We start from the raw sequence: 23,298 nt of genomic DNA on the forward strand, positions 1-23,298 counted from the left end.
ACGACGGCGTTTCAACTGCCGTCGTGCAGCGCCGTGTAGACCCCGGTGTCCAGTCCGAGGCTGGTGAGGGAACGCAGATGGGCCAGGACGGCCTGAGCACGCGGGAGACGGCGGACGGAGACCGCTGTCTCCTCGGCGCCCTCCCGTGACCGGGCCGTCCGCCGCCGGGCGGAGTCAGAAGATGTCGAAGTCCCCACCCCGTGTCTCGGTGTACGTCTCGCGGAACGGGCCCCATATCTTCCTGTGCCGGACCCGCCTGATGTAACCGGGTCCCCTCTCCTCGATGACCTCGTCGTCGGGCCGGCGCGGACGGGCCACGGCCGCGCCCGCGAACAGCCCGGCGTTCCCGGACAGTGCGATCAGCACGTCGCCCCAGCCGGAGGGGAAGCCGACGGGGAGCCCGGCCAGGCCGGAGACCCATGCCCCGAGACGGAGAACGGCGGGCAGCAGCCAGATGACCTCGGCGGCGAACACGGCGAGCAGGAGCGCGACGGCGCCGCCGATCGCGAGGCCCGCGAGGACCTTCCGCCCGGTCGGCACGTTCTGGGCGAACGGCTCGTCCTCCTCCAGCCATTTGCCCAGGCCCGCTGCCACAAGAGCCGCCAGCCCGATCGTCCCGGTCACCACGACGGCGAAGGAGAAGTTGAGGACACCGGCGCAGATCGCCAGGGCGAAGAACTTCCCGCCACCGTGCGGCAGGGTGAAGCCGCTCACCCAGAGCGACGCCGTCCACAGGCCGATCGCCCCGCCGACGATCCCGAACAGCACGCCGAGCATCCGCGACAGCTCGTGGGCGCTGCGGGCCCGGGCGCCCTTGTGCTGGGCCGTCTCCACCTCCGCCTTCTTGACCTGCTCGCTCAGCTCGGCGGCTCTCGCCTCCGACTCCTTCGCCCGACGGTCGGCCTCGGCAAGTGCCAACTGGTGGACGGGCTGGGGCAGTTCGGCGCCGGCGAGTGCGCGGCGCAGGGCATTCTCGGCGGCGCGCGGGTTGAGGGCCAACTCGATGCGCCCGCCGTCGGCGGAGTCGACACTCAGCGTCGGCGTCTGGTCGGGTACCCGTTCGGGTACCCAGCGGCTGATGAAGCGGTACAGGTCGTCGGCGGTGATGACGCCGTCCTCGTCGAGGTCCGCGTCCCCGGTCCGCAGTCCGTGCACGACCGCGGAGGTGAACACCGAGGGCTCGCCCTCGACTCGGCTGACCAGGTCGGTCGTGTACGCGGTCTCGTAGCTGTGCTGGAGGGCGGTGGAGGAGGTGATGACGATCCGGCCCCGGCCTTCGAAGGTCTCGTTGAGCTCGACCTCCTGGTCGCCCCGGGTACGCATGCCCTTGTTGAACGCTCCGCTGTAGCAGCAGTCGAGCAGCAGGATGGTGCGCCGGCTTCGGCTCTGCTCCATGCAGTCGGCGACGAACCCGGCGCTGACCGAGGTGGCGGCCAGCGCGCCGTACTCGCTGTCGTGGGTGACGAAGTGGAGCCGGTTCCGGCCGTCCTTGCGGCCGTGGCAGGACAGGTGCAGCAGCAGGGTGTCGGCGCCGGTGGCGGCGGCGAAGAACTGCTCGATCGCCTTCTTCCACTCCCGTGCGGTTTCGTCGAGCAGGACGGTCACCTCGAACCCGCCGACCGCAGGATCGCCCAGCACGTCGCGCAGGTGCTCGGCGTCGGCGGTCGCGCCGGGAAGGGCTGCGAACCGGTCGTCGCCATAGGTCTCGGTGGCCAGGATCAGGGCTCGCTTAGCCATCGGAGCCCCCAAATCCCCCGGAACCCTCGGAGCCCCCGGAGCGATCGGAGCCCTCGGAGCTCTCGGGACGGCCGGTGGAGGCGTGGTGCGCCAGGAAGGCTTCGGCGATCCGCCGGCGGTCGGCGGGTGATCCGGCTTCCATGACCAGCTCGTCGTCGCCGATCCGGAGCGTGACCGTGCCCGAGGTGCGGCGGGCCAGCCAGTCCTGGACCAGCAGGATCAGCGACCGGACGGCGGGCGCCCCCGCCAGCCCCAGGACCAGGGAGCTGTAGACGGTGGCGTCACCGGCCCGGGTGCCTTGCGGGGCAGGCGGGGCCGGACTGTGTTCCAGGTGGACCAGCGGAAGCTGATCGAGTTCTTCGATCAGCGATTCCATCTCGCGTTCGGTGGCGTCCATGCCGTCCGGATCGCTGAAGACCAGGCCGACATCCACTGACCCCAGTGCTCGACTCACTGTGCCCCCAAGGCGTGGGATTTCAGGTCAGGCCAGAGTCCCACAAGTGGACTGCCCACGAGGAGAGTTCAGGCTCCAACCGCCTTGAGTGCGTAGACGGCCCCGCTTCCCGGCACAGCGGCGGACACCCTGACGTGCGCACAGGGGTGCGTCGTCTGCGTTCCGTCAGTTCGCGGGGTGGACGTCCAGGAGGGTCTTGCCGAGGGTGGCGCGGGATTCGATGGCGCGGTGGGCGGCGGCGGCGTGGGCGAGGGGGAAGCGGCGGCCGATGACGGGGCGCAGGCGGTGGGCGGCGGCTTCGGCGAGGACGTGGGCGGTGGCGGCGCGGACGGCGTCGGGGGTGGGGCGCAGGGTGTGGACGGTGAGCCGGCGGGCGTCGATCTCGCGCTGCGGGAGGTTGGTCCAACTGCCGCCTGCAAGACCGTAGTTGAGGAGGTGGCCGGCGGGGCGGAGCAGGGTGGCGGCGGTGCGGCCGAGGGCGCCGCCGACACCGTCGAGGAGGACGTCGACGGGGGCGGTGCCGGCGGTCCAGTCGGGGTGCAGGTAGTCGAGGGTCTCGGCGGCGCCGAGTTCGGCGGCGAGGGCGAGTTTGGCGGGCCCGCCGGCCGCGGCGACGACGTGCAGGCCGGCCCGGGCGGCGAGTTGGAGGAGGAGGGTGCCGACGCCGCCGGCCGCCGCCAGGATCAGGACGCGGGCGCCGGGGGCGGGCGCGACGGTCTCCAGCAGCAGGCGGGCGGTGCGGCCGTCGGCGAGCAGCGCGGTCGCGGCGTCCAGGGCGAGGCCGTCGGGGACGAGGTGGAGACCGGCGGCGGGGACGGCGGCGCGTTCCGCGTAGCCGCCGCTGCCGCCGGTGGAGGAGATGACGCGCCGTCCGAGGAGTGCCGGGTCGACGCCGGGTCCGACGGCGGCGACGGTGCCGCCGACGCCGTTGCCGGGGATCATCGGCAGCGCGGCGGTGAACGGTCCGAGGCCGGTGGCGCGGAACTGGGTCTCGACGAACGTCAGGTTGGCGTGCGCGACGTCGATCAGCACCTGCCCCTCCCCCGCCACCGGGTCCGGGGCCTCGCCCGGCACCAGCACCTCCGGCCCGCCGAACTCCCGCAGCCACACCGCTCGCATCGTGCCTCCACCCCTCACCGGGCCGGTGGTTCCGGCCGCCCGCCCATCCTGCGAGTTCAAGCACGCTTGAGGTCAAGGGCGGCCGGCCTGTCGCCGTGCCGTGCGAGCATGACGGACATGAACCTGAACGACTTCTGGGAGCTGGTGGAGGCCACCGCGCCCGCCACCCCGTCCGGCCGGCGCACCGAGCTGCTGACCGAACGCCTGGCACGGCTCCCGCTGGACGAGGTGCGCGCGTTCCAGCTGCGCCTGGAGGAGGTGCGGGCGCCGCTGGACACCATGGCGACGGTCGCGCTGGCGAAGCTGGTCGGGCCGGGCTTCGTCAGCGACGACACGCTCTGGTACTTCCACTCCTGGCTGGTCGGTCTCGGCCGGGACGCCCTCCGCCTGGCCGTCGACGACCCGGACGCGCTCGCCGACCACCCCGAGTTCCACCGCCTGGCCGCGCTGGACGAGCGTATGGTGCCCGACTGGGAGGAGCTCGACTACTGCGCCGCCTCCGCCTGGGAGGAGATCACCGGCGACGAGGACGGCCTGGAGGAGGCGCTGCTCGCCGAGGGCCACGACAGCCCGGTGAACGCCGAACCGGTCGGTGAACCGTGGACGCCCGAGCAGACCGCGTCCCGGATGCCGAGGCTCATCCTGCTGTTCGCACAAGGTAGTTGACGCAGCGTCAGCCCGATGCCTGTCGGCGGTCGGTCCTATGCTCGGCGGTCATGACCAGCATCGACGACCCCGAATGGCTCGACAACCCCCGGCTGAACGAGTGGCTGACGCTCGGGCGGGACGGGTTTCCCGCCTGGGCCGAACTCACCGGCGGCGGTTGGGACTTCACCACCGGCTCGCTCCCCCGTCTGGAGCAGGCGGTCCGCGGCCGTTACCCCGACTGGGAGCAGGCGAACGCGGCCTGGAACGAGCCGTTCCTGACCGCGGCGGCCTGGTACTTCGGCGAGGTGCACGTCCGCAACTACGGTGCGCTGTGGCACTGTTCGCCCGAGCCGCCGCCCCACGCACCCGACCGGATCCAGCCGCTGCTGCGCCTGCCGAAGGAGGTGCTGGACGAGGAGGAGGCGGAGGAACTGGCCGAGGCGGAGGAGTTGTACGAGGACGACTTCCCGATGTGCAGCGCGCTCGGCATGGTGGTCGCGGTGGCCGATCCGACGGCGGCCGGCCGCCTGCTGGAGACCCTGGAGAACTACGCGTACTGGGACTCGGTGGTGGACCGGGCGCTGGCCCTGGCCGCCGGCCGTCCCGCGCAGAACCCGGGCAGCCGCCCCCTGCCCGGCGGCCCCGGCCCGCTCGACCCCGGCCGCCCCGGACAGGACCTCGCGCACTGGCTGGCCACCCGGGAGGAGGCGTTCGGGCTGTGGGCGCGGGCCACCGGGCTGGACGGCCGACTCGACTTCTCCGAACGGTCGTTGGGGCTGCTGGAGGACGTGCTGCGCCGGCGCATCGACACTCTCGGCCTGGGCGACCGACTGGACCACATGGTGGCCGTGGAGCGCTACCGGATCGCCCATCTTCCGGACGTGATCCGCCTGTTCGAGGACCCGGTCTTCGACTGTGCGCTCTGGTACCTCGGCGAGACCGCCTGCCGCGCCCGGGGCGCCCGCTGGATCCCGCTGCGCTGCAACAACGACCTCGACGCCGAGACCCACCCCGAGCTCTCGGTGGCCCGGATCGGCCGCCGGATCGGCCCCCGACTGGAGCTGACCGCCGCCGTCCACCGCTGCCTGCGCGACCGCACCGACCCGTCCGACGGCTACGGCCCGCTGCGCGAGGCCCTGTCGGCCCTCGACTGAACACCCCCACGGCCGTCCCCCGACCTGCCGCACCGCCGGAGCGCCGCCCGGGCGCACCGCCCCGCCCGGGCTAGCGTCAGGGCGACACCACCCGACACCACCCGGCAACGGCCCGGCAACGGCCGGCACGACAGCGGCGGAAGGCGTTCTCCCGATGAGCCAGAAGATCACCACGTTCCTGTGGTTCGACCACCAGGCCGAGCAGGCCGTCGCGTTGTACCTCTCGGTGTTCCGGGACGGCCGGGTGACCGACGTCAAGCGGTACTCGGAGGCCGGTCCGGGCCAGGCGGGCAGCGTGATGCTGGTGGAGTTCGAACTGTTCGGGCAGCGGTACCGGGCGCTCAACGGCGGGCCGGTGTTCACCTTCAACGAGGCGGTCTCGCTCCAGGTGGACTGCGACGACCAGGCCGAGGTCGACCGCTACTGGGAACTGCTGACGGCGGACGGCGGACAGCCCGGGCAGTGCGGCTGGCTGAAGGACCGCTTCGGCCTGTCCTGGCAGATCGTGCCGCGCCGGATGCTGGAACTGCTGAACGACCCGGACCCGGAGCGGGCCCGTCGGGCGACGACCGCGATGCTCGACATGACCAGGCTCGACGTCGCGGCGCTGGAGGCCGCCGCCGACCGGAGGCCGTGAGCCGGCGGGGCGGCACAGCGGGGCGGCGGGGCTTGGGGGCTTCGGGCCGATGGGGCGGCCGGTCCCGGGGGGTGCGTCCGGTCAACGGTTGTCCGGGCTCCGGTAAAAGTATTCCTGTTCAGCGCCATGACATGTTCAAGCTCTTCTGATCGGCCGTCAGGGCATGCCTTACTGGGCGGCGCTACGCGCGTCACGTCCGTACGTGCACCGAACAGCTGGAGCCTGCCATGAGCCTCACCCGCCGCCTGCTGCGCACCCTCGCCGCCGGCGCCACCGCCGCCGCCACCGTGCTGACCCCGGTCGCCGCCGGGCACGCCGCGACCAGCCCGTACACGCTGGTGATCCTCCCGGACCAGGGCGAGAACGCGATCTACGGCCTGGTCGCCTCCGCCACCAGGTCGGTCGACGTCACCATCTACGAGCTGCGCGACACCACCCTCACCACCGCCCTGGTGAACCGTCAGAAGGCGGGCGTGAACGTCCGGGTGGTGCTCGACCCGAACCACAGCTCGGTCAACAGCGCCGCGTACAACGCGCTGACCGCAGGCGGGGTGAGCGTGGTCTACTCGTCCTCCTCGTTCACCTACACCCACCAGAAGACCATCACGGTGGACGGCGCCAGGTCGTACATCTCCACCGGCAACTTCGACACCACCTACTACTCCACCTCCCGCGACTACGGCGTCCTGGACACCGACGCGGCGGACGTCGCCGCGATCGAGCAGGTCTTCGGCGCGGACTACGCGCACACCGCGATCACCCCGTCCGACGGCACCGACCTGGTGTGGTCGCCCACCGACTCGCAGAGCCGGCTGCTGGCGCTGATCAACGGCGCGCAGCACAGCCTGGACGTCCAGGAGGAGGAGTTCGGCGACGCCGCGCTGGTCAACGCGATCGTCGCCGCGGAGCAGCGCGGCGTGGCGGTGCGGGTGGTCGCCGAGGACACCTCCGCGAAGTACACCGCGCAGTTCAACCAGGTCACCGCAGCGGGCGGGAAGGTCACCACGTACACCAGCAGCACCGGGTTCTACGTGCACGCGAAGGCGATCGTCGCGGACTACGGCACGTCCACGGCCAAGGTGTTCGCCGGGTCGGAGAACTTCTCCGACAACTCGCTCAACCACAACCGCGAACTCGGCCTGATCATCTCCGACCCGGCCGTGATCTCCGGCATCGAGTCCACCTTCACCGCCGACTTCAACCGCGTCCCGAGCAACGGCGGCACCACCCCGCCGCCGCCCACCGGCACCTGCACGGCCGCCCAGCTGCTCGGCAACCCCGGCTTCGAGACCGGCGCCCCCAGCCCCTGGACGGGCACCGCCGGCACCCTCAGCAGCGCCGCCACCGAGCCCGCCCGGAGCGGCAGTTGGGACGTCTGGCTGGACGGCTACGGCACCGCCCGCACCGAGACCCTCACCCAGACCGTCACCGTCCCGGCCGGCTGCACCGCGAGCCTCGGCTACTGGCTGCACGTCGACACCGCCGAGACCAGCACCACCACCGCCTACGACAAGCTCACCGTCACCGCCAACGGCACCACCGTCGCCACCCACTCCAACCTCGACCACAACACCGGCTACACCCAGCACACCGTCGACCTGTCCGCCTACGCGGGCCAGAGCGTGACGCTGACCTTCACCGGCGCCGAGGACTACCAGAAGCAGACCTCGTTCGTCCTCGACGACCTGTCCCTCAACGTCTCCTGACGCCCGACCCGCACCGGGTCTCCCAGGACCCTTCCACCACCCGCCGGGAGCCGTCGGGTCGGACGATCTCCGCCCGGTCGCCGGTCAGTTCGACGCGCTCCCCGGCGGCCAGGAACAGCGGGCGGCGCGGGGCGAAGGCGTAACCGTCGCCGGTCCGCAGCGGTTCTCAGCTGTGATTGCCCAGGCGTCCGTCGGGAAGCGGTGAGGACGTGGCGTTCCGGCTCCCCCCGGACACGTACGCGCCGAATACAGAGGTATCGAGATCCTTGAGGGACTCCAGTACCAGAGTGGCAATCGCGAAGCGCGGATCGCAGCGATCAGCGGCCTCGGGAACGGCGACGACCGTCATCTGGGCGGACACGCCGGCGAGGACGCCGTTGAGCGAGTCCTCGAACACAATGCATTCGTCGGGTGACGCGCCGAGGGCGGCGGCTGCCCGGAGATAGGCACCTGGATGGGGCTTGCCGTGTTCGTCGTCCTCGGCCGAGAACACGGCATCGAAAGATCGGTCAAGGCCGGTGCTCGCGAGCGCATGCCGAATCACCGACTCCGGCGAAGACGACACGACGGCCATCGCCCTCGATGCACGCGCGCACGCCGCGACGGCGTGTTCGGCGCCGGGTTTCAGCGCCACTCCCGCCAGCCCACGGCACACGGCGGCCACGATCTGCTGCTCGACGTCGTCGGGGTCGGCTTGAAGCGCGGCCCGATCGAACCAGTAGGCCACCATGTCCCTCTGCCGCAGCCCGCGCGTCGCCGCCTGCATCTCCGCTGTGAGGTGCAGGCCGAGCGGACCGAACACTTCACGCTTTGCCGCGTCCCAGATCGGCTCGGAGTCGATCAAAAGGCCGTCAAGGTCGAACAGGGCAATCGGTTGCATCGGTTGCATCGGTTTCATCGGTTGCTCTTTCGTTGGCGATCACGCGAGGACGGGACGATTCGCTGCCCCGCCGTGCATGAGCAGATGGTGCCGCGGTCGATGACGACGCTCATGAGCCGCCGGGCCGGCCGGCCCGGCGGCGAGCGTGAACCGTCCCGGGGCGGGCTCGTGATCCGCCGACAGTACTCACCGAATCGTGGACCCTTCGGGCGAGGTGTCCGTCAGCCTCCGGTGAGGAGGTCGCGGAGGAGGGCGACGGTGTCGGGGTCGAGGTCGCGGCCGGTGCGGCGGCTGAGGGCGTCGAGGCGGTTGACGGCGCGGACGAGTTGGTCACGGGCGCCGGCGGAGGCGTACGCGTAGAACAGGTCGCGGTGCAGGAGTTCGACGTCGGGGGCGACGGCGAGGGCGCGGAAGATGGCGGCCTCGGCGGTGCGGTGGTCGCCGTACTGGAGTCGGCGGGCGGCGAGTTCGTGGGCGGTGTCGACGATCGCGGCCAGCATGTCCTGGCGTTCGGTCTCGGCCCAGCCGAAGGCGCCGCCGGGGGCCTCGGCGAACGGGGCGCCGCGGACCAGGGCGAGGGCGTGGGCGAGGGCCGCGTCGGCGGTGGTGGAGGTGGAGCGCATGCCGCGCCGGTAGAGGCTGCGGAACTCGTCCCAGTCGCAGCCGACCGTCGGGGCCAGGCTGTAGGTCTCGGCGGGTTCGGCGGCCAGGTAGTCGCGGCCCTCCGGGGAGGTGCCCAACCAGGTTGCCAGGGCGGCGAGTTTGACGGGGAGCGGCTCGGCGAGGCGCTCGACGGTGGCCTTCGGGTCGAGGTGGGCGGCGCCGGGGTGGATGTCCCGGTCGATCACCGAGTGCTCGGAGGCGGGGCGCAGCGCCAGGTAGGCGGCGAGCTCGGTCAGCCGGGGGCGGGCGGCCGGGTCGATGTGCCCGGCGACGCCGAGGACGTCCACCGGGCCGAGCAGCCGGATCCGCGGCGCGGAGCGCAGGTGGTGGGCCTCCGGGGAGCGGAGGATCGCCAGCAGGTCGTCGCTGTCCGTCCGCGCGGGGGTGCTTCCGGGCCGGGCGGAGGGCCGGGCGCTGGCGCTCACGGCGTGCGGGTCGAGGGCCTCGGCCTGGTCGTGGATCGGCGCGGGCTCGGGCACCGCCGGTGCGGCGGGCGGGAGTTGGGCCGGGACGAACGGGGCGGGGGCGGGCTCGACGGGCGGCAGTTCGACGTACTGCCGGGCGTTGTCGAGGTCCGGTTCCGGGGCGGCCTCCACGGGCGGGAGCTCGAAGTACTGCGTGCCCTGCCCGTACTGCGTGGCCCCGGCGACCGGCTCGGCGACGGGTTCCGCCGCCGACTCCGGCTCGTACGACGGCTCGTGCAACAGCTCCGGCGACGGCTCGTACGACGGCTCCGACGACCACTCCGACTGCGGCCCCTGCTGCGGCGGTTCCGGCTCGGTCTGCACCGGCGGGATCTCGGCGGTGTCGGCCTCGTCCGGGTCGTGCTCCACCGGAGCAACGGGAGCGGCGGGGTACGTCGCACCGAGGCGCGGGTCGACGGGTGTGCCGTGCGGGGGGGTGGTGGCCTTGCGGGCCTGGCCGTTGGCGGCGTGCCGGGGCGCGGCGGGCGAGGCCGCCGGCCCGGGCGGCGCGGTCTCCGCGGGCGGGACGGGGGTGACGGGCGTGACGGCGTACGGGTTGGTGGGCGCGGTGGGGACCAGCCCGGCGAACGGGCTGCTGCCGGTGGGCACGACGCGGGCCAGCACGCGCGGCGCGCCGGGGTCGCCCTCGGCGGGAGCGGCGAAGGCGGCGCCGGGCTTGGCCAGCGACAGCGGCACCGGCGTGTCGGAGCCGGCGGCCGCTCCGCCGGGCCCGCCGAGCAGCGCGATCAGCCGCGCGTCCAGACCGGTGTCCACCCGCTCGGAGCCGAGATCGGAGCCGAGGTCGGACGCGAGATCGGAGGCGAACTCGGAGCCGAACTCGGACGCCCCGCCCGGTTCGGCGTCGAAGCCGAACGCCCCGGGGTGGGCGGCGATCGCCGCGCCGACGGTGGCCAGCGCGGGAACGGCGGGCAGCGGGATCTCGGCCTCGTCCTCGGGGCCGTTGTGCGGGCCGTCGAAGGTCCACTCGGGGGCCGGGTGCTGGGTGAAGTCGCCGGAGGCGCGGACGAGTTCGCCGAGCTGGTCGTACTGTTCGCGGCTGAGGCGCTGGAGTTCGACGCTCAGGTGCAGGCCGGGCAGCGTGGACTGGCCGGTGGCGGGCAGCGTCCAACGCGCGACGGGGCCGGCGCCGCGTTCGGGGGCACGGGTGAGGACGGCCAGGCAGGTGCGGGGGCGTCCGTCGAGCAGGCGGCCCAGTTCGGCGGGGATGCCGCCGGCGGGCGGCTGCGCGGAGAGCACGATCTCCGGCACCCAGGCTTCGTCGGCGCTGCCCCGGCTGCGGGCCTCGCGGGGGCTGCCGGCCTCGGCGGCGACCAGGGTGGCGCGGGCCTTGGCGGTGCGCGGGCCGAGGGCGGCGAGCGCGGCCTCCAGGGTGGCGTGGTGGTGGACCCGGTCGGTGGCGGGGCCGGCGGCGGGCAGGTCGGTGGCGATGCCGACCAGGTGCAGGTGGAGGCGGTCGGCGAGCGGGCTGTGGGCGAGTTCGACGGCGAGGGTGCGCAGCACGTCGTCGGCGTCGTCGGGGTGGCCGGAGAGGTGGACCAGGCGGACGGTCTCCAGGTCGGCGAGGACGGTGGAGCCGTCGGGGCTGTTGCCGAGGGTGACCAGCGCCGGGTAGGGGGCGCTGTACTTGGCGGCCTGTCCGGCGGACAGCAGCTCGTTGGAGTCGTCGGGGCACCACCACACGTTGGGGGCGTGCGCGGCCCGGAACGGGGCGATCGGCACGGCGGGGGCGGCGAGGTGCAGTTCGACGGTGCCGGCGGTGGTGATCCGGGCGGCGACCAGGGCGGGCAGCCGCTTGTCGCCGCGGACGGTGTTGCGGCCGAGGGTGCGCAGCGCGCGGTTGAGCAGGTCGAGGCCGCCGTCGTCCTGGCGGGCCTTCAGTTCGGCCTCGAAGCGGCCGGCGGGGGCGGACGGCAGGGCGATCCGGTGCCGGGGGCGGCGGGCGCGCTGCTGGTCGGTGCGGCGGCGGGCGACCAGGCTGATCAGGGCTGCGGCCATCAGCACGCCGACGGTGGAGACGGCCAGCGGGACGGTGTAGTCGTCGCCGTGCTGCGCCTGCTGGTGGTCGCGGACGGCGGGCAGGTTGGCGGCGGGCGCACTGTCCTGCGGCGCGGGCGTCTCCCCGGCCGGCGCGGGCGTCTCGGCGCCCTGCGACGCGCCCTGCGACGCTGCGGGCGAAGCGGCGGGCGTCTGCGAGGGCGTCTGCGAGGGCGTCTCGGACGGCGCGGGCGTCTCGGCAGCGGGCGTCTCGGCAGCGGGCGGCTGCACCGGTGCGGGCTGGTCGCCGGGCTCCGGCCTCTCGGGCGCGTGGCTGCGCGGAACGACCTGCTGCGGCCCGGACGACTGCGGCCCCGAGGACTGCGGGCCGGACGACTGCGGCGCGGGCTGCTGCTGCCCGGCGGGCTGCTGGGCGCCGGGCACGGTGAGCACCATGCCGGTGGCGAGCACGTCCGGGTCGGTGAGCTTCTCGCCGTCGGGCGCGGTGACGCCCTTGTTGGCCTCGAAGAGCTCGGGCCAGCGGTCCCCGTCGCCCAACTCCCGCTGCGCGATGCCGGACAGCGAGTCGCCGGAGTGCACGGTGACGGTGCCGTGGGCGGGCGCGGCGAGCCCGGCCGGGGGGACGGCCGCGCTCTGGGTGCCCCCGCCGGGCGCCGCGTTCCCGCCGACGGCCGCGCCGCCGCCACCGCCGCCGCCGGCCGGGTCGGGCTTGGCGTCGCCGGGCATCAGCAGCTGCCAGCCGGGCTGGATCGGCCGGTCGGCGTCGAAGCGGGTGCCGGAGTCGTCCATCGGGCGGCCGGCGTTGAGCTTGGCGATCTCCGTCCAGCGTTCGCCGGCGCCGAGTTGGCGTTCGGCGATGGACCAGAGGCTGTCGGCGGGCCGGGAGTCGCGCACCGTGTACGTGGGCTGCTGCGGGTCGGCGGCGGGTGCGGCGGCCGGGGCGGCGGCGGGCAGTGCGGCGAGCGCCGGCGAGGCCGTCAACTGGGCGACGGCGGCGGGGCGTTCGGCGAGTTCGGGGGTCGCGGCGAAGGCCGAGCCGGCGACCGGGAGGAGGGCGAGCACGGAGCCGACCAGGCCGGCGGCGATCCGCTGGCTCCAGCCGAACGCGGGCAGCCGGCGGGCGACCCGGCCACGCAGCTGGGCGGGGATCTCGATCAGGACGGAGACCAGGAAGCACAGCCAGCCGAGCCAGCCGACGGCGACCAGCAGCCACAGGAACAGGCTGCCGTCGTCGGGGCTGGTGAGTGCCTCGACCAGGCCGCGGCCCAGCGGGTTGCCCATCGCGGCGACGGTCGCGGTGCCGTAGCCGAGCAGGACGGGCACGCCGACCAGCAGGACGGCCAGCGCCAGCAGTGAGCCGAGCGCGGCGAGGACCGATCCGCCCGCGCCCCGCCGTCGTCGGGCGGGGCGCAGGTGGGCGGGCGGGTTGCCGCCGGGGTGCGGTCGCCGCCCCTGGCGGCCCTTGCGGTGCTGGTCGTCGGCTCCGCGCGCGGCCATCAGCCGGTCGTCCCTTCCGTGATGCCGTGTACCAGGGTGGCCTTGCCGTGGCCCTGCACGGGGAGAGTGGTGATGCCGACCAGGCCGAGCAGCGCGGTCGGGTAGTCCGTTTCGACGGTGACGCTGAAGGTCTTCAGGTCGCCCTGGTTCGGGAAGCCGATGGCGCCCTTGATGCCGTGGCTGCGCAGGTACCCGGTGGCGGCGCGTTCGGCGGCGGCGCGGTCGAAGCGGTAGCCCTGACCGGCCCGCAGCGCGTCGATGTCGAGTTGCTGGCCGCCGGCCCGGGCCGCTTCCTGGGCGAGTGCGTCGGCCCGTTCGACGGCACGCAGCCGGCCGCCGCAGTCGAGGACCAGGCCGACCACGGCCACCAGGCTGACGGCGGTGACGGCGACCATGACCGAAATGCTGCCCCGGTCACGGCAGTTCACGCCTTGTTCGTTCACAGTCCCTTCCCCCCTCCGGTGGTGACGTGCGGTCAGTTTCCCCGATAGCGGTCCACCACGGAGGTGAATGTACCGGTGAGCGTCTTGTGGCCGGGCAGGCCGTCCAGTTCCATCAGGTCGCCGAAGGAGACGGTGCAGGAGACCTGGACGGTGATGGTGGTGAGCGGATCGCCGTCGGTCCTCAGGATGCCGTACTGGGGCTCCCCGACGGGCTCGGTCGCGCACTGTACGCCCCGGTCCTCGAGAGCTTGTTGAACGGCGTCGGCGGCTGCCTGCCGGGCGCCCTCGGGGGTGCGGGCCAGCGAGGCGGCGCGTGCGCCGGAGCGGGCGGCGGCGTCCACCACCGCGCCGGTGCTCTGCACGCGCCCGGCGGCGACCGCCATCAGTGCGAAGGCGAGCACCACGGGCACGAGTATCGCGGCCTCGATCGCGAACGACCCGCGGTCGTCGTGGAGGTTCACGGCTGCCCCTGCGGTACGAACTTCTCCCGGGGCGCGCTGGCGGTCTTGGTGAGCGTCAGCCGGTCGAAGAAGGGCAGGACGGACGCCGGGTGGACGGTGACGGACATCCGGTACAGCTCGGGGTCGCCGCTGTCGGCCTGGATGCCCTCCAGCCGGGCGAGGTCGCCGAGCCGGTCGGTGAAGTCCTGGGCCCGCCTCGGCCCGTCGTCCGCGTGCGCGCCGTTGACGCGTCCGGCGTCCACGCCCTCCCGGGCGGCGGTCAGGGCGGCCTGGTCGGCGTACCACCAGAGTCCGGCCTGCACGACCAGGAGGATGACGAACAGCACGGCGGGGAAGACGATGGCGAGGCTGATCGCCATCGCTCCCGCGTCGAGCGTCCGCCCGCGGAACTGCCGGGCCGTCAGGGCGCGGAGGGCGACGGGCCTGGGCGGGCGGGGGGTCACGGCGCCTGGCCCCCGTCCGGGACGTTCTGCGGGATCTTGTTCTTGACGTTGGTGCCGAGCTGGGTGATCGCGTAGACCACGGCGCCGGCGATGGCGACCAGCACGATGACGGCGAGCGCGAGTTCGATGCTGATCGCGCCGCGGTCGCCGGAGGCCCGGGCGGCGCGCAGCTTGACCAGGCGGAACTCCAGGACGGGGCGCAGCAGGTGGACGGGGAACAGCAGCGGCAGCAGAACTGCCGTGGCCAGGGCGCGGATTCGGTTCATGGTGTGCTCTCCGGTGCGGGGAAAGGGGGGCGGTTCCGACGGAGTCGGCGGGGTCGGCGGGGTCGGCGGGGTCATTGGACGGTCAGCATCTGGTAGAGCGCGGGGAAGACGATGAGGACCGTCATCAGCAGGGTGAGGGCGGAGCCGGGGGCGACCATCCGTTCGCTGTCGGTGTTGGCCTTGGCGAGTTCCTCGGAGAGCAGTTCGCTGCGCAGGCTCTTGGCGCGGGCGCGCAGGGTGTCGTAGACGGCGGCGCCGTCGACGCCGGAGATCCGCATGATGTCGGCGACGTCCTGGAGCGGGGTGAGGCCCAACTCCTGGGCGAGGGTGTCGAGTCCGTCCCAGGGCGGGAGCCGGTCGGTGGCGGCGCGTTCCAGGGCGTCGCGGATCCGCCGGAAGACGGTGCCGCGGCCGGCGGCGGCGGCGCGGCGGAGGGCTTCGGCGGGTCCGCAGTCGGCGGCGCGTTCCAGGGCGACGAGTTCCAGGTAGGCGGCGATGCCGTGCAGGTATTCGGTGCGGGCCTCCTTGGCCTCGCCGCTGACGATGCCGTCGGGGACGAACCAGAGCAGGGCGCCGAGCAGCGGTCCGACGAGCACGGGGACGGCGAGCGGCAGTCCGTCGCCGAACAGCGTGGCGAGGGCGGCGAACCAGCTGGGCAGGGCGAGTCCGAGGACGGCGAACAGCACCTTGTGGGCCATGAACCGGGCGGGGCTGCGGCCGATCAGGGCGAGTTCCTGCTGCGGGATGCGGACGCCGGGCAGCCGCATGGAGCGTTCGCCGACCCGGTCGTACCAGGGGTCGGCGGGGTCGTCGGCGGTGGCCCGGCGGGGTTCGGGGGTGCGGTGCAGCCGGTCCAGGGCCTGGCCCAGGTCGGGTGGGGCGGGGCGGAGTTCGGCGAGCAGCAGGGCGAGGCCGCCGGCTGCGGCGGCGCCTGCGAGGACGGCCCAGGGCGAGATCATCGGGCCCCCTTGACCAGCGGGTCGGTGTCGTCGCCGGCGGCGCTCCCGGCGGTGTTCTCCTCGCCGGTGCGCTGTCCGGGCATCCGGCCGGCCTTGGAGCGCCGGTCCTGTTCGAGGATGCGCGGCAGCGGGGTGTAGGAGGCCAGCGAGCGCATCCAGGCGATCACCAGCACGAACGCCACCGCGACGGCGCCGAGCACGAGTTGGCCGATGCCGGTGGTGTAGGGCGCGGTGTAGCGGGAGTTGAACGAGCCGAGGACGATCACCAGCAGGATGATGCCGACCATCCAGCGGATGGTGGTGCGGTGTTTGGCCCGGTCGGCTTCGATGGTGCGGCGCTGGCGGACCTCCTCGCGGACGGACTCGGCCATGTCGGCGAGCGCCCGGGCCAGGCCGGGGCCGCTGTCGCCGGACCGCAGCAGCAGGGCGGCGAGCACCTTGTCGGCGGTGGCGTCGGCGAGTTGGTCGGCGAAGGCGCGCAGCGCGTCCTCCGGGCGCCAGCGGGCCTGCAGGCGGGCGGCGAGGTCGGCGATCTCGGTCTCCAGGGCGGCGGGTGCGGTGCGGCGGCTGGTCACGATGGCCTGGTTGAGGCCGACGCCGAGCAGCAGCACGTCGGCGAGGCGCTGGGTCCATTCGGCGAGGGCTTCGAGGCGTTCGATCCGGCGGGTGTCGGAGCGGGTGGCGTCGAACAGCCAGGGCAGGCCGAAGACGGCGGCGGGCACCAGCAGGGCGACCAGGGGGATGCCGGTGAACAGCCAGCCGGCGGGGCCGCCGAGCAGGGCGAGCGCGAGTTGGACGCGGCGCAGTCGGGCGATGCCGGGCGAGGCGGTGCCGGGCGCGCCGTACCAGAGGGTGTGCAGGCGCCCTTCGAGCGGGTTGGCCCGTTCCTCGGGGTCGTCGCGCCGTCCGACGAGGCCGGTGACCAGGGCCACCAGTCCGCCGGCGGCGGCCAGTCCGCACAGGACGTACAGGAGCATCAGCGCATCCCCCCGATCCGCAGGTTGAGCGGCGCGCCCCAGGTCCCGTAGGGGGAGGCGAGCAGTCCTGCGTCGAAGCCGGCCCGGCGCAGGTCGTCCAGGCTGTGCGGCGGGGTGACGGGGACGGCCCGTACCTCGCCGAGTTCCGGGCGCGGCCCGAAGACGGTGTTCATCGCGGGCCGTCCGGATTCGCCGAGGCCGGCGACTTCCAGGACGTGCGAGACGAAGCGGTGGCGGCGGCCGCCGACGGCGGTCTCGTCGACCATGGTGACGTGCACGATGAAGTCGATGGCGTTGGCGGTGAGCCGGTAGGCCAGGCTGTCGGTCATGTGGGAGCCGTACTCGAGGCAGAGTTCGGCGATCCGGTCGACGACCATGTGCGGGCCGCGGGCGTGCAGGGTGCACATGGAGCCGCCCTCGCCGTTGGTCATGACGCGCAGCATCGGCACGACCTCGCCGGAGCGGACTTCGCCGACGATGATCCGCGACAGCGTCATGCGCAGTGCGGCGGGGATGAGTTCGCCGATGGTCAGCTCGCCGGCGAGGCGGCCGTCGACGCGTTCGCCGTTGCCCTCGCGGGCTTCCATGGGCACGACCTGGCGGAGGTGGCCGAGGGTGTGCAGCCACAGTTCGAACTCGGACTCCAGGGTGCCGATCCGCTCGTCCGGGGGGATCTCGGCGGCCATCGCGCGCAGCAGGCTGGTCTTGCCGACGCCCTGGGTGCCGGTGATCATGACGTTCTTCCGGGCCCGGATGGCGGCGGCCAGGAACGCGGCCAAGGTGGTGTCCACGGTGCCGAGTTGGACGAGGTCGCGGAGGTTGGCGCTGGCCACCCGGTGGCGGCGGATCGCCACGTACGGGCGGGGGGTGACCTCGGTCATCGCCTGAAGCCGCATGCCGCCCTCCAGGCGCAGCGCGAGCATCGGGCTGGCGGTGGAGAGGCTGCGTTCGCCGCCGCCGTGCTGGCGGGCGAGGTCCTGGAGGAGTTCGATCAGTTCCTCGTCGGAGTCGGCGACCGGCGGGACCTGCCGCAGCGGCTGGTGGACGCGGGAGACCCAGACGTCGTCGCAGCCGTTGATCAGGATGTTCTCGATCTCCGGGTCGTCCAGGTAGGGCTGGAGGCGTCCGGCGCGGAACAGCAGGTCGTAGACGGCTTCGGCGAGGGCCCGGTCCTGGTCGCGGGTGGGCGGGATGCCGTGGGTCTGCGCGTAGGCGTCGGACCAGCGGGCGACGGCCTCCTCGATCAGGGCGCGGCCGCGCTGGCGGCGGGTGGCGCGGTCGGCCTCGGTGCCGGACGCCTCGTTCAGCCGGGACAGCTGCTGGTGCAGTTCGGCGGCGACCTGGCGCTTCAGCTCCCGGGCGACCTGGGTGTCCATCGCGGGCGCCGCGCCGGCGGCGGCGAGCGCGAGCGCGGGCACGGGCACGGCGGCGGGCACGGGCGCCACCGGGCCGGCGGGGACGGGTGCGGGCACCACGGGCGCGGCCCACGGCAGGCCGGCGGCGTCCGGCGAACCGCCGTACACCACCTGCCCGTTGACGTACGGGCCGGGCGGCGGCGGGCCCTGGTACGGGTTAGCGCGCACGGTGCACCTCCCCCGTCCCGTCGGCGGGCCCGTCGTCCTGTCCGGGGAACGGCCCGGGGAGCGGCGCGGGGAACGGCGCGGGCGCGGGCGGCTGCGGCGCCACGGGCGGCGCGATGTACGGCGCGGTGTACGAGATCTGCGGCGGGCTGTCCACCCGGATCGGCCACTCCCCGGTGAACTGCCCGCCGGGCTGCGGCCGGTGCACCTGCTGCGGCGGCGGGACGGGCCCGGGCTGCTGCGGGTACGCCTGCGGCGGGTAGGGCTGCTGGGGCCGGTCCTGCGGCGGGTACGGCTGCGGAGGGTGCGGCTGGGGCGGGTACGGCTGGGGCGTCCGTCCGCCCACCGGCCCGGCGGCGAACGGCTGTTGCCCGTGCGGCGGCTGCTGGTACGGCGGGGGCGGCGGCGCGAACGGGGCTGCGGGCGGCGTGGCCTGCGGTGGCGTCATCTGTTGCTGCGTCATCTGCTGCGAGGGTACGGCCTGTTGGTTCACGGGCTGGTGCGGGGCGGGCGCCTGGTGCGGCCGGGGCTGCTGCGGCGGGAGTTGCCGGGCCTGCGGGGCCGGCTGGGTCTGCGGGCCGAGGCGTCGGCGGCGGCCGTCGGCGAGCTGCTGGACGCGGTCGGCGGTGGTCCGTGCGGTGCGCATCAGCTCGGAGCGGATGAACCGCCGGTCGGTGGTGTCGCCGCCGTCGGAGAGCACCCGGGCGGTGCGCGGGGCGTGCGCGAGGCTGCCGAGGACGGGGAGTTGGAACTGCCGGGAGACCTCGTGGTCGGGGTAGGGGCCTTCGGCGACCAGCAGCAGTCCGAGGCTGTCGGCGCCGGTGCCGTTGGTGTCGAGGTCCTCGCGGAGCGCGGCCAGCCGGGGCCGGGCGGCGGAGAGTCCGCGCAGGGTGGTGCGGACGGTCGCGGCGACCACGTCGGCGCGCCGGGTGAGCACGGCCATCGGGCCGTTGGCGCCGGAGCGGCCGAGGTCGAGGATGACGTCGTAGCCGTCGGGTTCGAGCGCGCGCAGCGCCTCCACCAGGGGTTCCCAGGTGTAGGCGAGGCCGGGGGCCTGGGTGGGGTCGGTGAGTCCGGGCAGCAGCAGGCGTTCGCCGGTGCCCTGCGGGGAGACGTCGAGGAGTTGTTCCCACAGGGTCTGGGCGAGCAGTCCGCGCCGGTCGGCGACGGCGAGGTTGCGCAGTCCGTAGACGGCTTCGACGCGGCCTTCGAGGGCGCCGGCCAGGATCGCGCCGCCGTCGGGGTCGCACTCGGCGAGCAGCACCCGGCGGCCCGGGCGCAGCGGCCAGGACAGCAGCAGGGCGAGGGCGCTGCTGGTGGCCCCGGGCGCCCCCGGCCCGCCGAGTACGGCCACCACGGTCATCAGGAGCCCCCGGCGTTTCGGGGCGCGAGGATCACCTGGAACTTGCCGCCGGCCACCCAGGCGGCGAGTCGGGGCCCGTCGGTGGGGCCGACGGCGACGTCGACGACGGTGGTGCCGTCGGTGTCGGTGCGGCCGACGCCGGAGACGGTGGCGGCCATGGTCTCGGGGGTGCGGGTGGTGCCGTCGGCCTTGGTGCTGTCGGGGGTGTAGACGACCAGCACCTGGAGGCCGGGTTGCAGCCGGGTGGCGGGCAGTTGGGAGCGTTTGGCGGCGAGGCCGACGATCTGCTGGCCGGGCTGGGTGGCGGGGTCGCTGGTCAGGTCGGACTTGACCAGCAGGGCGCCGCGCTTGAGGTCGGTGGTGGCGCGCAGGCCGACGGTGTGTTCGAGGTCGCGGGCGTCCAGCGGGTGCAGCGCGGGGTCGCCGGCGATGTGCGCGATCACCAGGTCGTCGTTGCCGATGACCTGGCCCATCGGGACGTCGCGGGCCAGCGCCAGGACGGCGATCCGCTGGCCGCTGCTGTTGTACAGCACGGCGCCGCCCAGTCCGCCGGCGGCGATCAGTGCGGCGGCCATGGCCAGCACGGCGGGCCTGCGCCGACGCGCCCCGAGGCGGCGCGGCGGGGTCGGCATGCTTCGGTTCTCCACCGCTTCGCGGCCTCTCACTCGTGATGGAACGTCAGTTCGGGTGCGGCGGCCGGATCTCCGGCCGCCGGCCGGTCAGTTCAGCACCTGGACCTCGTTGACCGGGATGCGCAGGACCGGCTTGTCGAGGTCGGTGCGCCAGGTGAAGTCCGCCATGTTGATGTCGACGTTGGTCGAGGTGTGGGCGGTGACCCGCCACAGCAGGCTGACGGTCACGGTGTAGGCGTGGTCGTTCATCTTCGCGGAGCTGGCGGTGAAGGTGTGGCTGCAACTGGGCGTGCCGCCTGCGGTGAACGGCGTTCCGGCGTCGTCGCAGACGACGTCGGTGACGCGGCCCTGGCCCGCCGGGCCGTCGTCCACGTGCCAGATGACCTGCTTGAGGGTGACGGTGGTGGTGACGTCGTAGTCGGGGGCGTGGACGGTGCCGCTGAGCGGGCCGGTGAAGTCCCTCGCGGGGTCGAACCAGAGCCACACCGGGGAGCCGACCACGGCGTCGGTCTTCGGGGCGACGTGCAGTTCGCGCAGGCCGATCTCGATCTTGCCGAGGGCGTCGAAGGCCAGCTGCCGGGGCGTCCGGGGCCGCATGCCGGCGGGCGGGCTGGACAGGAACACCGCGCCGGGCGCCTCGTTGCCGAGGCAGGCCCGGTCGTAGATCGCGCCGTCCTTACTGGTCTTGCCGTCCCAGACGTCCTCGGACTCCAGCGGCTGCGGGCTGGCCAGCCGGTAGTAGCAGCCCTCGGAGAACCAGCCGAGGTCGTCGCGCCAGCAGGGCACCGTCTCCCCGTTCCAACTGCACGCGTCGGAGCCGGAGTCACCGCCCCCGCCGCCGCCCCCGGAGCCGGGAGGCTGCGCGGTGGCGGTCCAGCTGTGGCCCGCGCAGATGGTGGTGTCGCCGCAGGGGCCGACGACGTCGGCGCTCGCGGACGGAACGGCGCCGGCCGTCAATCCGATTCCGGTCAGTACACAGAGGGCGGCGCGCCGGGCGGAGTTCAGCATGTCTTGGTCACCTCACGGGTGAAGTCGGCGATCAGCCAGCGGTTTCCGTATTTCTTCAGGACGGCGGTCGCGGGATAGCGGGACAGCCGCTGGGGCGGGTCCTTGATCTCGTGGGTGGTGGCGTCCACCTGGTGCCAGTCGGTGACGTCGAGGCAGTCCTCGACGGTCGCGACGGGCGGTTTCGCGTTCAGGTCAAGGCTTTTGAGGAGCGGCGAGGTCTTCGGGCGGCCGGTCATCACGAGTTTGGCGTCGTGCAGGCGGTTGAGCGAAAGCAGGGCTTCGCCGAGCGCGTTTCCGGTGGCGTACTGGTTGAGCGAGGTTCCGTCCGAATTCGATCGCTGGAACACCTCGGCGCGGACGTCCCACCAGGACTGATAGGACGTCACCGCGTTGTGCGCGTCCAGTCCTTGGGTGCCCTGGTCGGGGACGGGGCTGCGTTGCGGGTCGTCGTTCCCGGTGGGGCCGGCGCTCGCGCGGGGAAGTCCGGAGGCGGGGGTGCCGAGGCGGTCGGCGGAGCCTTTTTCGGTCGCGCCGCATGCCGTCAGGGCGGTGAGGAGGAATGGCAGAAGCAGCCCGCTGATCCCAACCGCCTTAGGGCGCACCAGAGTTCCGCGCTGCCGCATAGCCCCACCTTGTCGCGGCCGAACCTGTGGCGGGTCCGGACCGCGGATCTCGTCTGCCGTCCCCTGTGGTGATTCCGGGTCGCTCGGAGGTCGATTCTTCGCCAACCCGCCCCGGTACGGCAACACCCGGGGCGTCCTGACCTTACGCGGAAGGCGGATCGGTTGGGGTGCTTTCTCGCCACAGAACTGCCAAAAGTTCATCGGAAAGCGGCAGTCCGGCGAGTGCTCCCCGCACGGCGGCCCGATTGCGCATCAGGAGTCTCCCGCCGTCACGCGGCACCAGGAGTCTGGCCTCGCCGGCCGCGGCCGGTTCGCCCCAGCCGAGTTGGCCCTCGACGGCGGGCTGCAGGTCGAGCGGTCCGACGGCGGCGGGCGCGCCGGGCACGCCGTGCTCCAGCACCCGGCCGAGCGCCCAGCTGAACGAGCCCTCCGCGCCGGGCAGGACGCCGTCGCGCCCCCGCCGGCCCGCGTTCCAGCGGCCGATCCGGCCCCACAGCGGCACCCGGGAGTGGGTGAGCAGTTCGCCCGCGCCGTCCTCGCGCAGCAGCGCCGTCCAGGTGTCGCGGTCGGCGACGGCGTCGACGATCAGCAGGGTCTCCTCCTGCTCGCCGTGGACCATGGCGCTGGTGATCCAGTCCCAGGCGAGGCCGCGCCGGTAGGCGTTGTCGGGGGTCGAGCCCGCGGTGACCAGCGCGACCCGGCGGCCGCGCGGGTCGGCGATCAGCTGGCCGAGCAGACACACCACCAGCCACCGGGCGGGACGGGCGGCGGCCTCGCGCAGCGCGGTGAGCAGGACGTTGGCGTCGCCGCCGGCGGGCGGCACGGTCACGTTGCTGCCCCGGGTGCCGGCGTCGAAGGTGCGGCCGGGCAGGGCCGCGGCGAGCGTGCGGGCGCCGTCGGCGACGCGGGCGGAGCCGCCGTGGCCGCGTTCGGGGCCGCCGTCCGCGCCGATCACCACCAGTTCGATGCCACCGCTCACCGTGTACCGCCCCCTCTGCCTGCCGCGCCGGGCCACTGGTGCCGCGGCCGCAGCCAAGGTATCGCCGAGCGGTGCCGCCGCGCGCCGAATTCGGCCCGATGAGCCCCAGCTCAGGGACCATGGGCCCTGTTCGGCCGCAGGTCGGGCGGGGCACCATCGACCTCATGGACCGAGACGACCGGGTGGAGACCCTGAGCGAGGCCGAGTGCCTGCGCCTGCTCGGCGCCGTGCCGCTGGGGCGTGTGGTGTACACCGAGCACGCGCTGCCGGCGGTGCTGCCGGTGGCGTTCCGGCTGGCCGCGGACGGGCGGCTGATCCTGGCGCTGCGCACCGGCACCCGGGTGGCGCGGGCGCTGGACGGGACGGTGGCGGCGTTCCAGGTGGACGATTTCGACCCGGCGGGCCGCTGCGGCTGGAGCGTGCTGGTGCACGGGCGGGCCGAGGTGGTGCGCGACGCCGAGGAGCGGGCCGCGCTGGAGGAGGACGGCCTGCGTCCGTGGATCCCGGAGCCGGGCCCGGAGTACGTGGCGATCACCCCGGAGCTGGTCTCCGGCCGCCGCCTGATGCCCGACGCCTCGCTCTGACCCCC

Annotated in this window: 22 protein-coding genes; 5 read left to right on the top strand and 17 right to left on the bottom strand. The window is 74.0% G+C overall.

Translation table 11 applies throughout. From position 1 onward, the window contains the following. Positions 1–174 precede the first annotated feature (174 nt). The 3 genes from ACFV4P_RS07415 to ACFV4P_RS07425 form a co-directional block, all read right to left on the bottom strand. Positions 175–1,737, bottom strand: a complete 1,563-nt coding sequence (locus ACFV4P_RS07415; RefSeq protein WP_380468288.1) for a caspase domain-containing protein — start codon at positions 1,735–1,737, stop codon at positions 175–177. Further along, the gene (locus ACFV4P_RS07420; RefSeq protein WP_380468290.1) at positions 1,730–2,170 is read right to left on the bottom strand and encodes a hypothetical protein; all 441 of its coding nucleotides are present in this window, start codon (positions 2,168–2,170) and stop codon (positions 1,730–1,732) included. Before ACFV4P_RS07420 ends, ACFV4P_RS07415 begins: the two co-directional genes overlap by 8 nt. A 186-nt stretch (positions 2,171–2,356) precedes the next feature. Further along, complete coding sequence (locus ACFV4P_RS07425) at positions 2,357–3,310, bottom strand: zinc-binding dehydrogenase (protein WP_380468292.1); 954 nt, start codon at positions 3,308–3,310, stop codon at positions 2,357–2,359. 117 nt (positions 3,311–3,427) lie between these two features. Between ACFV4P_RS07425 and ACFV4P_RS07430 the strand changes: the two genes are divergently transcribed. From ACFV4P_RS07430 to ACFV4P_RS07445, 4 genes are all read left to right on the top strand, one after another. Beyond that, complete coding sequence (locus ACFV4P_RS07430) at positions 3,428–3,976, top strand: DUF4240 domain-containing protein (RefSeq protein ID WP_380468294.1); 549 nt, start codon at positions 3,428–3,430, stop codon at positions 3,974–3,976. A 50-nt stretch (positions 3,977–4,026) separates the two neighbouring features. Further along, a complete protein-coding gene (locus ACFV4P_RS07435) occupies positions 4,027–5,112 on the top strand; it encodes a hypothetical protein (protein ID WP_380468296.1) in 1,086 nt (361 codons plus the stop codon). A 154-nt stretch (positions 5,113–5,266) separates the two neighbouring features. Then, complete coding sequence (locus ACFV4P_RS07440) at positions 5,267–5,749, top strand: VOC family protein (RefSeq protein ID WP_380468298.1); 483 nt, start codon at positions 5,267–5,269, stop codon at positions 5,747–5,749. A gap of 227 nt (positions 5,750–5,976) precedes the next feature. Further along, complete coding sequence (locus tag ACFV4P_RS07445; RefSeq protein ID WP_380468300.1) at positions 5,977–7,455, top strand: phospholipase D-like domain-containing protein; 1,479 nt, start codon at positions 5,977–5,979, stop codon at positions 7,453–7,455. A 166-nt stretch (positions 7,456–7,621) separates the two neighbouring features. Here ACFV4P_RS07445 and ACFV4P_RS07450 read toward each other — a convergent pair whose 3' ends face one another. The 14 genes from ACFV4P_RS07450 to ACFV4P_RS07515 form a co-directional block, all read right to left on the bottom strand. Further along, entirely contained in the window at positions 7,622–8,353 is a 732-nt protein-coding gene (locus ACFV4P_RS07450; RefSeq protein WP_380468302.1) for an HAD family hydrolase, read from the bottom strand. Positions 8,354–8,556: 203 nt separating this feature from the next. Next, positions 8,557–12,975, bottom strand: a complete 4,419-nt coding sequence (locus tag ACFV4P_RS07455; protein ID WP_380468304.1) for a BTAD domain-containing putative transcriptional regulator — start codon at positions 12,973–12,975, stop codon at positions 8,557–8,559. Next, entirely contained in the window at positions 12,975–13,370 is a 396-nt protein-coding gene (locus tag ACFV4P_RS07460; RefSeq protein WP_380468306.1) for a hypothetical protein, read from the bottom strand. Before ACFV4P_RS07460 ends, ACFV4P_RS07455 begins: the two co-directional genes overlap by 1 nt. Positions 13,371–13,450: 80 nt before the next feature. Next, positions 13,451–13,879 carry a TadE/TadG family type IV pilus assembly protein gene (locus ACFV4P_RS07465; RefSeq protein WP_073808828.1) on the bottom strand — a complete coding sequence of 143 codons (429 nt, stop codon included), beginning with the start codon at positions 13,877–13,879 and terminating at the stop codon, positions 13,451–13,453. Next, on the bottom strand, positions 13,876–14,322 hold the full coding sequence (locus ACFV4P_RS07470; protein WP_143200072.1) for a TadE family protein: 447 nt from the start codon (positions 14,320–14,322) through the stop codon (positions 13,876–13,878). Before ACFV4P_RS07470 ends, ACFV4P_RS07465 begins: the two co-directional genes overlap by 4 nt. Then, on the bottom strand, positions 14,319–14,588 hold the full coding sequence (locus ACFV4P_RS07475) for a hypothetical protein (RefSeq protein ID WP_073808831.1): 270 nt from the start codon (positions 14,586–14,588) through the stop codon (positions 14,319–14,321). The genes ACFV4P_RS07470 and ACFV4P_RS07475 overlap by 4 nt, the downstream gene beginning before the upstream one ends. A 71-nt stretch (positions 14,589–14,659) precedes the next feature. Beyond that, positions 14,660–15,547, bottom strand: a complete 888-nt coding sequence (locus ACFV4P_RS07480) for a type II secretion system F family protein (protein WP_073808833.1) — start codon at positions 15,545–15,547, stop codon at positions 14,660–14,662. Continuing rightward, positions 15,544–16,524 carry a type II secretion system F family protein gene (locus ACFV4P_RS07485; protein WP_380468309.1) on the bottom strand — a complete coding sequence of 327 codons (981 nt, stop codon included), beginning with the start codon at positions 16,522–16,524 and terminating at the stop codon, positions 15,544–15,546. The genes ACFV4P_RS07480 and ACFV4P_RS07485 overlap by 4 nt, the downstream gene beginning before the upstream one ends. Continuing rightward, positions 16,524–18,107, bottom strand: coding sequence for a CpaF family protein (locus tag ACFV4P_RS07490; protein ID WP_380468311.1), 1,584 nt, complete (start codon positions 18,105–18,107; stop codon positions 16,524–16,526). Before ACFV4P_RS07490 ends, ACFV4P_RS07485 begins: the two co-directional genes overlap by 1 nt. Next, a complete protein-coding gene (locus ACFV4P_RS07495) occupies positions 18,097–19,467 on the bottom strand; it encodes a hypothetical protein (protein ID WP_380468313.1) in 1,371 nt (456 codons plus the stop codon). The genes ACFV4P_RS07490 and ACFV4P_RS07495 overlap by 11 nt, the downstream gene beginning before the upstream one ends. After that, the gene (locus ACFV4P_RS07500; protein WP_380468315.1) at positions 19,467–20,099 is read right to left on the bottom strand and encodes an SAF domain-containing protein; all 633 of its coding nucleotides are present in this window, start codon (positions 20,097–20,099) and stop codon (positions 19,467–19,469) included. The genes ACFV4P_RS07495 and ACFV4P_RS07500 overlap by 1 nt, the downstream gene beginning before the upstream one ends. An 87-nt stretch (positions 20,100–20,186) precedes the next feature. Next, positions 20,187–21,107 carry a hypothetical protein gene (locus ACFV4P_RS07505; RefSeq protein ID WP_380468317.1) on the bottom strand — a complete coding sequence of 307 codons (921 nt, stop codon included), beginning with the start codon at positions 21,105–21,107 and terminating at the stop codon, positions 20,187–20,189. Beyond that, positions 21,101–21,730, bottom strand: a complete 630-nt coding sequence (locus ACFV4P_RS07510; protein ID WP_380468319.1) for a hypothetical protein — start codon at positions 21,728–21,730, stop codon at positions 21,101–21,103. The genes ACFV4P_RS07505 and ACFV4P_RS07510 overlap by 7 nt, the downstream gene beginning before the upstream one ends. A gap of 142 nt (positions 21,731–21,872) precedes the next feature. After that, complete coding sequence (locus ACFV4P_RS07515; protein WP_380468321.1) at positions 21,873–22,709, bottom strand: hypothetical protein; 837 nt, start codon at positions 22,707–22,709, stop codon at positions 21,873–21,875. Positions 22,710–22,873: 164 nt separating this feature from the next. Here ACFV4P_RS07515 and ACFV4P_RS07520 point away from each other — a divergent pair, with 164 nt between their 5' ends. Next, on the top strand, positions 22,874–23,293 hold the full coding sequence (locus ACFV4P_RS07520; protein WP_380468323.1) for a pyridoxamine 5'-phosphate oxidase family protein: 420 nt from the start codon (positions 22,874–22,876) through the stop codon (positions 23,291–23,293). The last annotated feature ends 5 nt before the right edge of the window (positions 23,294–23,298 follow it).

It is taken from the genome of Kitasatospora sp. NPDC059795 (genome assembly GCF_042732175.1).
In the GTDB taxonomy this organism is placed as follows: domain Bacteria; phylum Actinomycetota; class Actinomycetes; order Streptomycetales; family Streptomycetaceae; genus Kitasatospora.

Excerpts from the sequence above, each read along its gene's own strand:
- ACFV4P_RS07415 (WP_380468288.1), bottom strand. The coding sequence starts at position 1,737 with ATGGCTAAGCGAGCCCTGATCCTGGCCACCGAGACCTATGGCGACGAC.
- ACFV4P_RS07425 (WP_380468292.1), bottom strand. The coding sequence starts at position 3,310 with ATGCGAGCGGTGTGGCTGCGGGAGTTCGGCGGGCCGGAGGTGCTGGTG.
- ACFV4P_RS07430 (WP_380468294.1), top strand. The coding sequence starts at position 3,428 with ATGAACCTGAACGACTTCTGGGAGCTGGTGGAGGCCACCGCGCCCGCC.
- ACFV4P_RS07435 (WP_380468296.1), top strand. The coding sequence starts at position 4,027 with ATGACCAGCATCGACGACCCCGAATGGCTCGACAACCCCCGGCTGAAC.
- ACFV4P_RS07440 (WP_380468298.1), top strand. The coding sequence starts at position 5,267 with ATGAGCCAGAAGATCACCACGTTCCTGTGGTTCGACCACCAGGCCGAG.
- ACFV4P_RS07445 (WP_380468300.1), top strand. The coding sequence starts at position 5,977 with ATGAGCCTCACCCGCCGCCTGCTGCGCACCCTCGCCGCCGGCGCCACC.
- ACFV4P_RS07450 (WP_380468302.1), bottom strand. The coding sequence starts at position 8,353 with ATGAAACCGATGCAACCGATGCAACCGATTGCCCTGTTCGACCTTGAC.
- ACFV4P_RS07455 (WP_380468304.1), bottom strand. The coding sequence starts at position 12,975 with ATGGCCGCGCGCGGAGCCGACGACCAGCACCGCAAGGGCCGCCAGGGG.
- ACFV4P_RS07460 (WP_380468306.1), bottom strand. The coding sequence starts at position 13,370 with ATGGTCGCCGTCACCGCCGTCAGCCTGGTGGCCGTGGTCGGCCTGGTC.
- ACFV4P_RS07475 (WP_073808831.1), bottom strand. The coding sequence starts at position 14,588 with ATGAACCGAATCCGCGCCCTGGCCACGGCAGTTCTGCTGCCGCTGCTG.
- ACFV4P_RS07480 (WP_073808833.1), bottom strand. The coding sequence starts at position 15,547 with ATGATCTCGCCCTGGGCCGTCCTCGCAGGCGCCGCCGCAGCCGGCGGC.
- ACFV4P_RS07485 (WP_380468309.1), bottom strand. The coding sequence starts at position 16,524 with ATGCTCCTGTACGTCCTGTGCGGACTGGCCGCCGCCGGCGGACTGGTG.
- ACFV4P_RS07495 (WP_380468313.1), bottom strand. The coding sequence starts at position 19,467 with ATGACCGTGGTGGCCGTACTCGGCGGGCCGGGGGCGCCCGGGGCCACC.
- ACFV4P_RS07500 (WP_380468315.1), bottom strand. The coding sequence starts at position 20,099 with ATGCCGACCCCGCCGCGCCGCCTCGGGGCGCGTCGGCGCAGGCCCGCC.
- ACFV4P_RS07505 (WP_380468317.1), bottom strand. The coding sequence starts at position 21,107 with ATGCTGAACTCCGCCCGGCGCGCCGCCCTCTGTGTACTGACCGGAATC.
- ACFV4P_RS07510 (WP_380468319.1), bottom strand. The coding sequence starts at position 21,730 with ATGCGGCAGCGCGGAACTCTGGTGCGCCCTAAGGCGGTTGGGATCAGC.
- ACFV4P_RS07520 (WP_380468323.1), top strand. The coding sequence starts at position 22,874 with ATGGACCGAGACGACCGGGTGGAGACCCTGAGCGAGGCCGAGTGCCTG.